This is a genomic window from Rhodovulum iodosum (assembly GCF_041020385.1).
Taxonomy (GTDB): domain Bacteria; phylum Pseudomonadota; class Alphaproteobacteria; order Rhodobacterales; family Rhodobacteraceae; genus Rhodovulum; species Rhodovulum iodosum.
Window position 1 is genome coordinate 1,762,126 of record NZ_JBEHHI010000001.1, and the last position, 12,837, is coordinate 1,774,962.

General features: G+C 67.3%; 14 protein-coding genes. 10 read left to right on the forward strand and 4 right to left on the reverse strand.

The features are described 5' to 3' along the window. Positions 1-95: 95 nt before the first annotated feature. Complete coding sequence (locus Ga0609869_RS08580) at positions 96-1,625, forward strand: fused MFS/spermidine synthase (RefSeq protein WP_125408679.1); 1,530 nt, start codon at positions 96-98, stop codon at positions 1,623-1,625. Between the two features lie 173 nt (positions 1,626-1,798). On the opposite strand, the gene Ga0609869_RS08585 is transcribed toward Ga0609869_RS08580, so the two are convergent. Both Ga0609869_RS08585 and Ga0609869_RS08590 read right to left on the reverse strand, forming a co-directional pair. Continuing rightward, entirely contained in the window at positions 1,799-2,452 is a 654-nt protein-coding gene (locus Ga0609869_RS08585) for a cytochrome b/b6 domain-containing protein (protein ID WP_125408680.1), read from the reverse strand. Next, positions 2,452-2,751, reverse strand: coding sequence for a PepSY domain-containing protein (locus Ga0609869_RS08590; protein WP_125408681.1), 300 nt, complete (start codon positions 2,749-2,751; stop codon positions 2,452-2,454). Before Ga0609869_RS08590 ends, Ga0609869_RS08585 begins: the two co-directional genes overlap by 1 nt. Positions 2,752-2,889: 138 nt before the next feature. Here Ga0609869_RS08590 and Ga0609869_RS08595 point away from each other — a divergent pair, with 138 nt between their 5' ends. The 6 genes from Ga0609869_RS08595 to Ga0609869_RS08620 all read left to right on the forward strand — a co-directional run bounded on the left by Ga0609869_RS08595 (position 2,890) and on the right by Ga0609869_RS08620 (position 7,300). Beyond that, positions 2,890-3,225: a PepSY domain-containing protein gene (locus Ga0609869_RS08595; protein ID WP_125408682.1), complete on the forward strand. Its 336-nt coding sequence runs from the start codon at positions 2,890-2,892 to the stop codon at positions 3,223-3,225. Beyond that, positions 3,225-3,896, forward strand: a complete 672-nt coding sequence (locus Ga0609869_RS08600) for a response regulator transcription factor (RefSeq protein WP_125408683.1) — start codon at positions 3,225-3,227, stop codon at positions 3,894-3,896. The genes Ga0609869_RS08595 and Ga0609869_RS08600 overlap by 1 nt, the downstream gene beginning before the upstream one ends. Continuing rightward, complete coding sequence (locus tag Ga0609869_RS08605) at positions 3,893-5,251, forward strand: sensor histidine kinase (protein WP_125408684.1); 1,359 nt, start codon at positions 3,893-3,895, stop codon at positions 5,249-5,251. Before Ga0609869_RS08600 ends, Ga0609869_RS08605 begins: the two co-directional genes overlap by 4 nt. A gap of 75 nt (positions 5,252-5,326) precedes the next feature. Beyond that, positions 5,327-6,451, forward strand: coding sequence for a cytochrome b/b6 domain-containing protein (locus tag Ga0609869_RS08610; protein WP_125408685.1), 1,125 nt, complete (start codon positions 5,327-5,329; stop codon positions 6,449-6,451). Then, a complete protein-coding gene (locus tag Ga0609869_RS08615; protein ID WP_125408686.1) occupies positions 6,448-6,846 on the forward strand; it encodes a DUF1924 domain-containing protein in 399 nt (132 codons plus the stop codon). Before Ga0609869_RS08610 ends, Ga0609869_RS08615 begins: the two co-directional genes overlap by 4 nt. Before the next feature lie 16 nt (positions 6,847-6,862). Then, complete coding sequence (locus Ga0609869_RS08620) at positions 6,863-7,300, forward strand: diheme cytochrome c (RefSeq protein ID WP_125408687.1); 438 nt, start codon at positions 6,863-6,865, stop codon at positions 7,298-7,300. A gap of 91 nt (positions 7,301-7,391) precedes the next feature. Here the strand turns inward: Ga0609869_RS08620 and Ga0609869_RS08625 are convergent, their stop codons facing one another. Together Ga0609869_RS08625 and Ga0609869_RS08630 are read right to left on the reverse strand one after the other, a co-directional pair. Continuing rightward, a complete protein-coding gene (locus Ga0609869_RS08625) occupies positions 7,392-7,898 on the reverse strand; it encodes a GNAT family N-acetyltransferase (RefSeq protein WP_125408688.1) in 507 nt (168 codons plus the stop codon). Position 7,899: 1 nt separating this feature from the next. After that, the gene (locus Ga0609869_RS08630; protein ID WP_125408689.1) at positions 7,900-8,163 is read right to left on the reverse strand and encodes a YjhX family toxin; all 264 of its coding nucleotides are present in this window, start codon (positions 8,161-8,163) and stop codon (positions 7,900-7,902) included. A gap of 436 nt (positions 8,164-8,599) precedes the next feature. Here Ga0609869_RS08630 and Ga0609869_RS08635 point away from each other — a divergent pair, with 436 nt between their 5' ends. From Ga0609869_RS08635 to Ga0609869_RS08645, 3 genes are read left to right on the forward strand one after another with little or no spacing between them, the layout of a single operon-like run. After that, positions 8,600-10,966, forward strand: a complete 2,367-nt coding sequence (locus Ga0609869_RS08635; RefSeq protein WP_125408690.1) for a polysaccharide pyruvyl transferase family protein — start codon at positions 8,600-8,602, stop codon at positions 10,964-10,966. After that, positions 10,959-11,888: a lysylphosphatidylglycerol synthase domain-containing protein gene (locus tag Ga0609869_RS08640; RefSeq protein WP_170168883.1), complete on the forward strand. Its 930-nt coding sequence runs from the start codon at positions 10,959-10,961 to the stop codon at positions 11,886-11,888. Before Ga0609869_RS08635 ends, Ga0609869_RS08640 begins: the two co-directional genes overlap by 8 nt. A 6-nt stretch (positions 11,889-11,894) precedes the next feature. Further along, positions 11,895-12,836, forward strand: a complete 942-nt coding sequence (locus Ga0609869_RS08645) for a glycosyltransferase family 2 protein (protein WP_125408692.1) — start codon at positions 11,895-11,897, stop codon at positions 12,834-12,836. Position 12,837 lies beyond the last annotated feature (1 nt).

Genomic DNA, 12,837 nt, shown 5'->3' on the forward strand with positions numbered 1-12,837 from the left:
CCGTTTTCACGAACGTGAACGCGCCCCTGCGGTCATTGATCGGTGCAGGGGCGACAGAATGTTGACGCTGCCGCAAGGCGTGACCTAATGACCCGATGACGCATTCGCGGGATACGCCATCGCGCGCGCCGCTCTGGCTGCTGATCGCGCTGCAGGCCAGCGTGTCGGGTGCCAGCCTCGTGGTCGAGATCGTGGCCGGGCGCATGATCGCGCCCTATGTCGGCATGAGCCTTTACACCTGGACCGCGATCATCGCCGTGGTTCTCGCCGGTTTTTCGATCGGCCATTGGTGGGGCGGGCGTATCGCCGCCCACGAGACCGGCCGCGCCCTGCGGCGTGCCGGGTGGACGATGGTCGCAGCCGCCTGTGCGACCGCGGGCGCGTCGCTGCTGTTGCGGGCGGCGTCGGGCCCGGTGCTCAGCACGTTCGCTCATCCCCTCGCCGCGATCACGGTGCTCAGTTCGCTGGTGTTTTTCCTGCCGTCGCTCTTCGCCGGGGTGCCGGCACCGGTGCTGGCCGTGGCCGCCATGCGCGGGCGCACCCAGTCGGAGCGGGCGCTCGGCGCGATGTATGCGGCCGGCGCCGCGGGCGCGATCGGCGGGACGTTGCTGGCGGGGTTCGTGTTCGTGCCCTGGCTCGGCTCCGTGGCCACGCTGGGGGTGATCGCCGCGGTTTACGCCATCGCCGCGCTGTTGTGCTTTGCGCTGGGCCGGCCGGGGCGGGGCCAGATGCTTTGGGCCGCGGCCGGGCTTTCGGGCGCGGCCATGCTGGGGATCGGCGCGGCCGGCCTGCCGTCGGTTTGCGACCGGGAAAGCAGCTACTACTGCATCCGCACAGTGGCCTTGTCCGAGGATGCCGACGACCCGGTGCACCTTATGGTCGTCGATCACCTCGCCCACGGGATCAGCGCGCGAGAGGCGCCGCGGCTGATGTTCACCGACCACGCGGCGATGCTGGATGCGCTGCCGCGGATGCGCATGGGCCGCACCGATTTTACCTCGTTCCATATCGGCGGCGGGTCTTATTCCGTGCCGCGCGCCTGGGCCGACCGCGGGATCACCGGCATGACGGTTGCCGAGATCGACCCGGCGGTCACCGCGCAGGCCGTCGAGGATTTCTGGTTCCGCCCCGAGATCGCCACTGTGCTGCATCGCGATGCCCGGATCGCCCTGCGCGCCAGCCCGGTGCGCTATGACGTCATCGTAGGCGATGCGTTTACCGACATCGCGGTGCCCGAGCACCTGGTGACCGAAGAGTTCTTTCGCCTCGTGGCCGAGCGGCTGACGCCACGGGGCGTCTTTGCCATGAACCTGATCGATGCCGCCGACCGGCTGGACGCGCTGGCCGCGGTCGTCGTGACGCTGGACGCGGTGTTTCCCAGCGTCGAGGTCTGGACCGAGGCGCGCCCGCCCGAGCCCGGAGAACGCCGGGTCTTCGTCCTTTTGGCCGGCGCGACGCCGAGCCCGGTTTCCTCGATCGCCACGCGCGCGCCCGAGCCCAAAACCTTCGCGGTGCTCGACCGGCGCTTTGTCGACGGCATCGTCGCGCAGCGAAAAGCGCGGGTTCTGACCGATGACCATGCGCCCGTCAGCCGTTTGATGGGTCTCGACCCGGTGATCGACTGAGGCGAGAGGACGGGGCGGCCGCGCTGCCCCGGTTGTGTGCCGTGCGACAGCCGGGTGCACGGGCCAGCGGGCTGGCGGTTGCCGTGCAGGGCCGGGGGCTGGGCGCCCATGGGGCCGAAACCCTGTGACCGCGGGCAGGAGCCTGCCCGCGATCATGCGCATCAGCCTGCCGGTCACGCGCGCTTGTCGCCGGTGACCATGCTGTGAGCAAGGTTTTCACGATGCACCATGCTGGCCAGAAGCACGCCGCCGATATGCAGGAAGATCAGGAACAGCGTGATATTCGCGGCGCTTTCGTGGATTTCTTCCCAATTGCTCTCGCCGCCTTCGTGCTCTTCGTCCTCGTCGTGTCCTTCACGCTCATACGCGTCGGGCAGGGTGTCGCCGACGCGCTCTGTCCTTTCACTCTGGGCGATCACGCCGGCCAACGGGCCTTCACCCTCTTCCGCGGCCAGGGTCGCCATGCCGGAATAGGTGGTGAGCGCCAGCATCGCCAGCAGCGCGACGGTCATCGCACCGCCCGCGGGGCTGTGGCCCAGATGCCTGTCCGCCTTGCCCGAGACGAGGTCCTTGAGATAGGCGATCACCGCGGCGGGGCCGGTCACGAACCCCGTAAACCGCGCATGCTTTGGCCCGATCAGCCCCCATACGATACGGGCTGCGACGGTGATCGCGATGGCGTAGCCGGCCCAGGAATGCAGCCATTCCGGCTCGCCCTCGGTGATGTAGGCGATGGCGAATCCCGCCACCAGGACCCAATGCCCGATTCGCACGACCGGGTCCCAGACCCGCACCAGCGCGCGGTCTTGAACGGTTTCGTCCGCCATCAGTCGTCCTCCCTTTCGATCCGGTTCGCGGGCATGCCGGTGGCCGGGTCGAGATAGGTCTCGACGATCATGCCGTTCGCATCCTGCATGCGAACCTGCCAATACCGCCCGTCTTCGCGCTCGGCCTCGAGAACGCTGTAGCCCTGGCCCTCAAGCTTGGCGATCAGTTCGCCCAGCGGCATCCAGGCCGCCGGCTGTTCCACCGCGATACGATCATCGCCCGAGGCCAGCGCAGCGGCGGGCGAGAGCAGCCCCGCGAGTGAGGCCAGCGCGGCCGTGAGGAAAAGCGTGCGTTTCATGTCGGTCTCCTTTTTTCGGTTTGCATGTTCGCCAGCGGGTCGCCGGCGGTGATGGGCATGTTTTATTGCAGGGCTGCTGACGCGGGCCTGACCGCGCTTGTCAGCGCGCTGTCAGACGGGGCAGAGTAAGCCCGTCGCATGAAACCAACATCGATTTTGCCATGCCTCGTGCTGGGGCTCTTTGCGGGGTTCGCACCGCCTGCCGTGGCCGACAGTGACCGCGACCACGACCGCGACCGCGACCACGACCGCGCGCGCGCGGCGCTGGCGCGCGGCGAGATCCTGCCGCTGCACACGATCCTTCCGAAACTGGAAGAGCGTTTCGGCGCGCGTATGCTGGAGGTGGAGCTGGAGCGCGAGCACGGCGTCTTCGTCTACGAGGTAGAGCTGATCACCCCCGGCGGGCGAATCATGGAGGTGATGGTGGATGCGACCACCGGTGCCGTGCTCGAGCATGAGACCGAGGACGATTGATGCGGGTGCTGGCCGTCGAGGATGACCCGAGAATCGCCAGCGATCTGTCCGCCGCGCTGGGCGCGGCGGGTTTTCGCGTGGAAATCTGCACCGACGGCGAAGAGGCGTGGTTTCTGGGAGATACCGAGGATTACGGCTTGATCGTGCTCGATCTCGGGCTGCCGGGCCTCGACGGGCTGACGGTTCTCAAGCGGTGGCGGGCCAATGGCCGCGAAATGCCGGTGCTGGTGCTGACCGCCCGCGGCACCTGGAACGAGCGGGTCGAAGGCATCGACGCGGGCGCCGACGATTACCTGCCCAAGCCGTTCCGCATGGAAGAGCTGGTGGCGCGCGCGCGGGCGCTGGTGCGCCGGTCGGCCGGGCAGGCCAGCGCGGTGCAGTCGGCGGGCGATCTGACGCTCGACACCAACCGCATGACGGTGTCGTTGCGCGGCGTGCCGGTGGATACCACCGCACTGGAATACCGGCTGCTCGCCTATCTCATGCTCAACCGCAGCCGGGTCGTGCCGCAAACCGAACTTCTGGAACATCTTTACGGTGACGACGACGCGCGCGAGGCCAACGCGCTGGAGGCCGTGGTCGCGCGGCTGCGGCGCAAGCTGGGCGCCGGCGCGATCCAGACACGGCGCGGTTTTGGCTATTTCCTCGATGCCGGAGACGGCGACCGATGAGGCGGCTGTCGCTGCGGCTGCGGCTGGCACTGGCCGGCGCGGTAACGGTGACGCTGGCGATCCTTTTGTCGTCGCTGGGGCTTGCGGCGCTTTTCGGCGCGCATGTCGAACGCCGCGCGCTGGCCGAGCTGTCGGTGCAGCTCGACCAGGTCCTGGCGAGCATCGAACGCGGGCCCGAGGGCCAGCTGATGCTTGCGACCGCCCCCGCCGACCCGCGCTTTCGGCAGGTCTATGGCGGGCTTTACTGGCAGATCGCGGCGGAGGAGCGGGTGCTGCGGTCGCGGTCGCTGTGGGACTACGAGATCCCTCTGCCCGCCGACAGCCTCGCCGACGGGGCGGAACATGTGCATACGCTGCCGGGACCGGCGGCGCAGCCCCTGCTGTTGATCGAGCGTAGCGCGACCCTGCCCCGGCGACTGGGCGGCACGAGGCTGCGCGCGGCGGTGGCGATGGACCGGACAGAACTGGCCGCGGCGCGCGCCGACTTCCTGCGCGATCTGACGCCCTACTCGATCCTGCTGGCGGTATCGCTGATCCTTGCAGGGTGGGCGCAGATCGCGGTCGGGCTTCGTCCGCTCGGGGCCATCCGGGCGCGGGTGGTCGACATCCGTTCGGGCCGGGCAAAGCGGCTGGGGCTCGATTTGCCGTCCGAGGTGCAGCCGCTCGCAGGCGAGGTCGACGACCTGTTGGCCGCCCGCGAGGAAGAGGTCGCGCGGGCGCGCACGCGGGCGGGCGATCTGGCGCATCTGCTCAAGACGCCGCTGCAGGCGCTGATGGGCGAGGCCGGGCGGCTGCGGGCGCAAGAACAGGCGGCCGCGGCCGACGCCATCGAAGAGATCGCGGGCACCATGCGCCGGCAGGTCGATCGGGAACTGGCGCGCACCAGGGTGGCGATGGGCGCCCGGCAGCCGGCGGCCGATCTGGCTCAGGTCATCGGCGGGCTGGTGCGCGTCGTGCGCCGAACCCAGGACGGAGAGCGGCGCGACTGGCAGGTGGATGTATCCGATGGGCTGCTGGCCGCGGCCGATGCCGCCGATGTCGCCGATGCGCTGGGCGCGCTGATCGAGAACGCCGCACGTCATGCGCAGGCCCGTGTCCTGATCGCGGGGCGCCGACTTGGCCCGCTGATCGAGATCACCGTACGCGACGACGGCCCCGGCATCCCGCCCGAGCGCGTCGAGGCGATGATGGCGCGCGGGGCGCGGGCCGACACGCAAGGCACGGGTCTCGGCCTTGCCATTGCCAGCGACATTGCCGAGGCCCTGGGCGGCGCGCTGGAGCTGCGCCCGGCCACGCCCGGCCTGGAGGCTCGGCTGACCTTGCCGGCTGCGGACAGCTTGCTGACAGATCGCTGACGGGCCGGATCAGGCCAGCGTCAGGTATCGTGTGCGACTGTCGGCTCGACCCTGTTCAGTGGAAGAGCCGCGCCGATGCAGACCCGATCCCGAACCGTCCCCGTTTCCCCTGTCCCTGTCTGGGACATCTGGGTACGCCTCTTTCACTGGGGGCTGGTGCTTTGCATGGTCACGGCTGCGCTGACCGGTTTTCTTGCCGATGCCCGCTGGGCGGCGGTGCATGTCGCCGCCGGGCTGGCGGCGGCAGGGCTGGTTCTGGCGCGCATCGTCTGGGGCGTGCTGGGCACGCCGCATGCGCGATTTGCCGACTTCCTGCCGCGCCCGGCTGCGCTGCTCGCGCATATCCGCGGCACCGGCCCGCGGCATCGCGGCCATAACCCCCTCGGGGCCTTGATGGTCCTGGCGTTGATTGCGGCGGTCCTCGCGCTGACGGTAAGCGGTCTTGTGATCTTGGGCGGGTGGTTTCGCCTCGGGCCGCTGGCCGCCGGGCTCGATCCCGATGCGGGACAGGCGGCGCGCGCGCTGCACGAGGTCGTCGCGTTCGCCGTGCTTGCGCTCGTTGCGCTCCATGTTGGCGGCGTCGCCGTCGAGAGCCGCCGCGACGGCGAAAACCTCGCGCGGTCGATGGTGACGGGGCGCAAGCAGGCGCGCCCGGGCGATGCCCGGCCCATCGAGGGCCGTCCGCAGGGTGCCTCGGCGCTCAAGGTCATCGCAGGGCTTGCCGCGGTGCTGACGCTGGGCGCGCTCGCGCTTTGGGCGCGGCCCGCTGATAACCTGCCCGTCCGCCAGATCGACCCGCTGACCGCCGAGGAATGCGGCGCCTGCCACATGGTCTATCACCCCAGTCTCTTGCCCGCGGCATCGTGGCGGCAGGTGATGACCGGGCTCGACTCCCATTTCGGCGAGAATGCCTGGATCGCCCCGGCCGACGCCGCCGAAATCGAGGCGTGGCTGACGGCCAATGCCGCCGAAACCGTGGCCACGGGGCCTGCCACGCTGTTTTCCCGAACCGATCCCGCCGCGCCCGGCGCACTGACCGAAACCCCGGCCTGGCGGCGGATACACCACGACCTGCCCGATGCGCTGTTCGAGCGCGCGCCGGTGCTGTCGCGGGGCAATTGCGCCGCCTGCCATGCCGATGCCGAAACCGGCCTTTTCAACCCCTTTGCCATCAAACTTCCGAAGGAGACCACCGAATGAAGACCTTTACGCTTGCCGTCCTGCTGCTTGCCGGCGCCGCCGCGCCCGCGGTTGCCCAGGATACCTCGCCCGCGAAGCTGATCGCGGGGTACGAGGCCGCCGCGGGGACCGCTGCGGACCCTGCCGCGGGCAAGGACCTGTTCCTCGCCGAGCATGGCGGCGGCAAACCCGAGACGCCGTCCTGCACCACCTGTCACACCGCCGACCCGCGTGCGGGCGGCCAGACCCGTGCGGGTAAGGCCATCGACCCGCTGGCCCCCGCGGCCAACGGCCAGCGCATGACCGATACCGGGAAGGTCGAGAAATGGTTCGGCCGCAACTGCAACAGCGTTCTCGGCCGCGACTGCACCGCCGCCGAGAAGGCCAACATCATCGCCTGGCTTGCCAGCCTCTGACCGAAAGGACCAAAGAATGACCCGATTTTCAGCAGCCCTCGCCCTCGCGCTTGCCGCGTCGCCCGCCCTGGCCGACGACGACTACATTCCGCCGGTGACCCACGCCGCCACGCAAGAGGAATGCGGCGCGTGCCACATGGCCTACCAGCCGGGTTTACTGCCGGCGCGATCCTGGAGCGCGATCATGGGCGACCTGGCCAACCACTTCGGTGAGAACGCCGACCTGGACGAGGCCACGCGCGCCGAGATCGAGGCATATCTCGTGTCCGGGGCCGCCCGGCGCACCCGGAGCATCCCGGCCGACGAGACCCCGCTCAGGATCAGCGAACTGCCATGGTTCAAGCATGAACACGATCACGAAGTCAGCCAGCGCATGAGGGACCGGGCAAAGACGATGTCGAACTGCGTCGCCTGCCACCGCGGTGCCGATCGCGGCTATTACGAAGACGACTGAGGCCGGTTTCGCACCGGCGTAATCGACGCGTCCTGCGTTGCGGGGACCGCCGGGCATCGGCAGATGCCCGGCGGTCCGCTTTTGCTGCGGCCTAAAGGCTGTGCTCTGGCCCGAGGCCGAAGGCGGGGTGATGGAACAGCTGTCCCTGCGGCGTGTCCGCGCCGAACGGCAGGGCCTGCACCGCCTCCGCAGGCACGCCCGGCATTCGCAGGCGGGGAAAGGCGCGAAAGCCGAAACGGCCGTAGAAGACCGGATCGCCGACCAGCACGGCCCCCCGGCCGGAGCGCCGCAGCCGGTCGAGGGCCACGCGCATCAGGGCCGTGCCGACCCGGCGGCCCTGCCGCTCTGGCAGGACCGCGAGGGGCCCGATCACGTGCCAACCGTCGGTGTCGCCGATCCGCCCGCCGGAGGCGGCGAGATGGCCGATGACCGTGCCGCGATCTTCGGCCACCAGCGACAGCGACAGGGCGCCGGCGTTTCGCAGGCCCGTGACGATGTCCGCCTCGGTTCCGCTGGAATGAGGCGCGGCCCGGAAGGCGTCCTCGACCAGGGCGGTGATGGCGGGGATGTCCCGCGGGTTTTCGGTGCGGACCAGCATGTCAGCCTCCCTGGTTGTCGAACTGGGCGCGCACGGTGCACCGCCCGCGGTAGGAGATGGTGTAGGGCGCGCCATTGCGGGATTCGATCAGCCGCTTGCGGCGCAGCGACTGAAAGACGGCGAGCACGCAATCGGACAGGATCAGGCCTTCGCGGGTCACGCAGGTGACGCCGGTGACCTTTCGCCGATGGTCGCGCTCATGGTGGATACGGCCCCCAAGGGCCAGAACGTGCAGAACACGCTGTTCGAAGCGGGAAATGTTCATTGGGGTCTCGTGTGACAGATATGACAAACAGGCCGGCCGCGGCGCGGTCAGCCGATTTTCAGATCACGAGGCTCTCTGGCGGGCAGAGAGCCTTATCACACAAGCTCTGACATAAAGTCTCCATTGGGCGCGCTCGGGCGCCGCGGATCACATACGCCCGGCCCGCCGCCGCGGCAACCCCGTTGTTTGGGGTGTTGCCTTTGGGCCATCGGCGGCCGCTCTGTGTACGGTTCGCCGCGGCGCGCAAGGCATCAACGCGATGGATCGGGCGCCCGTTCTGTACTAACAACCAATGAAAACCAGCTAATGGAGGCAGACCAGGGATTGCCGGTTCCGCGCAGCCCTATTCAGGTGGAAGGCATGAAACCGTTTCGTAGACTTCGCGCGGTCGGCGATCGCGCCGTTTCTTTGACCATCGCGGGCGGTTTCTGTCGGCATGGATAAGAAATGGTCGAACGCCGATGCCAATCGCTTTCTAGGCACCGTTTCGGGCTGTTTTCTGACCTGCAGCAAAGACGCGGACGTGCGCGCCGGGGCCGCCTCGGGCGGAACCACGTCCCAGATCCTGATCGAGCTGCTGAGCAAAGGTTTCATTGACGGCGCGCTGGTGTGGAAGCTGGGCACGCGCGACGGGCGCCCCTGCGCCGAGCCCATCATGGCGACAACGGCCGAGCAAGTCCTTTCGGCCAGGACCAGCACCTATGTCGCCACCTATTTCGCCCGCGACGCCATGCCGGTGATACAGGCCTTCGACGGCCGCATCGCCGTGGTCGCGCTTCCCTGCGACGCAACGTATCTTCGCCGCCGCATGGAGCGCAGCCCGGAGCTTGAGCAACAGGTCGTCGGCATTCTTGCCCTGTTTTGCGGCCATAACTCGCTGCCCGATCTGACCGAAATCGTCTGTGCGCGCCACGGAGTCGATTGGGCCGACCTGGAGGGGTTCACCTACCGCACCGGATCTTGGCGGGGAAATCTCACCATGACGCCCAAGGGGGACGCGCCCATCGTCACCTCGACCAGGCAGTTCACGCATTTCCAGAACCTTCACTATTTCTCGGAAAAGAAGTGCCTCGCCTGTTTCGACCATTTCGGCTTCGATGCCGATCTGTCGCTGGGCGATTCCTGGACGCTGAGCGAAATGAACCGGGACATAAAGCCGACGGTCTGCGTGTCGCGGACCGCGGCGGGGGACCGGATGCTGGAGCTGGCCCGCGCGGCGCTGGACGTGCAAGAGATCGCGCCCGAGCATGTTCTTTCGGGAAACAGCCGGGGGCTGCTTTACCACTACAATGTCAGCGCCCGATCCCGTGCCGCCGGGGGGATGGGGCACACGATCAATGACCGGCTGCACCTGCCGACGTCATTTCTGGACCGCATCATCGCGCGGATGGGCGTCGGTAACGCGCTCTGGTCGTGGCGCGATGCAGATGCGCGGCGGAAACTCGAACGCCGGCCTTTCTGGGCGGTCAAGGCGCAGATCTATGCCTTCAAGGCGCTGCAGGAATTGAATTCCTACGCGTGGCGCCGTTACCCCGACAACCGGCAGATTTCACTGATCGGCGCAACGCTGACGGGCAACCAGGGCGCTGCCGCGATGCTGGAGACCAGCATCGGCGAGATATCCAAACGCTTTCCCGAGGCGCGTTTCGTCGTCCATTCCTATTTTCCCGACGCCGACCGCGCGGCCTGCACCGCAAGCCATGTCAGGATCGTCGACGCCAGGCCAAAGGCCCTGGTTCTGTCGGCCCTGCCCGCCATGATCGACGGTGTTATCCGGCATGTCGGTCTCAGGGTGCCCAATGTCCTGCTGACCGATAGCCTGAGGGAAATCCGAAACTCGTCGGTGTTGGTCGACATTTCCGGCATTTCGCTGGCCGACGGGCGGGAAAAGTTCCTGCCGTTCAATCTGCTCTGCACGTGGCCGGCCGTGCTGACCGGGACGCCGGTCGTGAAGCTGTCGCAGGCGATGGGGCCGGCGAAACGTCCGCTGACCAGGCTCTTCGCGCGTTTCCTGTTGAACCGTATGCAGATGAACTTCGCCCGTGGCGAGACGACGATGGACCTGATCGCGCCGCTGGTCGCCGAAGAAAAGCGCGCGATTGCGGCCGATATCGCGTTTCTCTACGCAAGCGAGTACGCCCTGGTCCCGCAATGGTCCGACAAGCTCGACGAGCTGGCATCGACGATTTCACGCAAGCACGGCACGACCATTGCGATTTCCGTCAGCACGGTCGTCGCACGGCTGGTGAAGGGGACAGGGCAGGATTACGTCGACCTCGTAAGCCGGACCATCGAGCGGCTTTTGGAAAACGGCCATGAGGTGGTGGTCTTTCCGAACGCCTGCCGCGAAGGCACGGACTCGACCCACAATAACGATATTCCCCTTATTCATGCCCTCGCGGAGCGACTGGGAGACAGGGACGGGCTTTACCTCGTCGATCATGCGATCAACACGGTGGCCATTCGCAAATTGCTGTCGGCCTGCGATTGCCTGATCACCAGCCGTTTCCACGCCATGGTTGCCGGTCTCAGCCTGGCCGTGCCGACCTTGGTGTTGGGGTGGAGCCACAAATACCAGGAGGTCATGAAGATGTTCGGCACCGAGGGGCGTTTCCTGGCTGCCGGCGAGATGACCGAAGCGGCGATTGCCGCGGCCGTCGAAGAGCTGCTGTCGGGCAAGGACGCCATTCGACAAGAGCTTGCGCAGCATGGCGACGAGGTGCGCGCGCTCGCCGCCGTTCAATTCGAGTGGCTGGATGCGTTCCTCCAGCCCGAGGCAGAGACGAGCGGGACAGATGGCTAAGCCGGGCCCGATCCTGAAACTGATCGGCCTGTTTCTCGGGCTCGGGCTGTTCGGTTGGATCGTCGCCGATGCATTTGCCAAGACGCAGTCGGTCGACTGGCCGCCGCTGCCGCTGGCCGAGCTAGCCGTCGCCTCGGTCCTGGTGTTGCTCGCACACGGGCTGCACGGGGTGGCCTGGGCGCTGGGCGCGCGAAAGATCGCGCCGCAGCTGGGCTGGACCGAAGGCGTCGCCGCCTACAGCGTCTCGTTTCTTGGCCGCTACCTGCCCGGCAAGATCTGGCAGGTCGGCGGGCTGTCTTACCTGGCGCGCGGCCGCGGCGCGGACCCGATGCAGATCGCAGGGTATTCGCTGGCCTTCCTGATCGCCTTTCAGGTCGTCGGCGCGCTGTTGCTGCTGTTGAGCTATCTTTTGCAGGACTACCGGTGGGGCTGGATCCCCTGTGTGGCCAGCGCCCCGGTCATCGGCATTGCTTTGGCGGCGTTTTACCATGTCTTCAGCGACCAGATATTCAAGCGCCTTCCGGCCGCCCTGCGCGCGCGCCTGCGCGGCGCGCTGCATCAGCCCTTCGATGCGCTGGCGATGAACCTGACCCTGCTGGCGGTGGTCTGGCTGCTGCTGTCGAGCTGCGGGCATCTCATCGTCACCGGCTTTGCGCCCGACTGGAACGGGACCTGGGGCCAGAGTGCCGCCGCCACCCTGGGCGGGCTGATCGCGGGGTTTCTGGTGCTCATCGCGCCCTCCGGGGCGGGCGTGCGCGAATCCACCATCGCGATCTGGCTGACCGCTGTCGGGGTCGATCCCGTGGTGGCGATCGCCATCGTCATCGCGCTGCGTGTCACCATGACCTTGGGAGAGCTTCTCTGGGCTGCCGCCGGCCTTTTGCTGTTCGCCCGGACATCACCGAAACCAACAGAGAATTAACAGCCCATGCCCGATGCACCAGATTTCAGTTTCGTCGTCCCGGCCTACAACGAAGAGGCGTCTATCGAGATCCTGGCCGGCGAAATCCACGCGGCGATGGAGACGATCGGCGGCACGTACGAAATCGTCTGGGTCGATGACGGATCGTCCGACGGAACCACCGCCGCGATGAAGCGCACGGCAGAGCAGGCCGAGAACGTCCATATCGTGCGCCTCGGCCGCAACATGGGAAAATCCGAGGCCTACACGCGGGGATTTGCCCGCGCCGCCGGGCGGCGGGTGGTAACCCTCGATGCCGATCTTCAGGACGATCCGGCGGAGCTTCCGAAACTGCTGGCGGTGATGGAGGAGGGCTTCGATCTCGTCGTCGGGCGCAAGCTGGGCCGGATGGGAAACGAGCCTCGGAAAAAGCTTGTCTCCTACCCCTTCAACCTGATGCTTCGCGTGCTGTTCGGGTTGCAGCTTCGCGACACCAACAGCGGGTTTCGCGTGATGCGCCGGGAGGTTGCCAAATCGCTTGAACTCTATGGCGATCTCTACCGGTTCATTCCGCAGATTTCGCACATGAACGGGTTTCTCGTCACCGAATGCGGCGTGATCCACCGCAAGCGGACCTTCGGCAAGAGCAAATACGGTGTCTCGCGCTTCTGGACCGGGCTTCTCGATCTGGTCACGGTGGCCTTCCTGGGGCTTTACGTCAAAAAGCCGCTGCACTTTTTCGCCACCCTAGGTGCGGCGTTTGCGGTGATCGGGGTGTCGCTCGAACTCTACGTGCTGATCAGCAAGCTGTCCGGGAACACCTTTCAGCAACACGTGGCCGCCATCGTCATCGGCGCGATGCTGATCACGCTCAGCGTGCAGCTGTTCATGAGCGGCGTGCTGGCGGACATGCTGGCCTCGCAGCACAGAATGATCCAGGACCTCAGGCGAACGAAGAAAGACCAGTGAG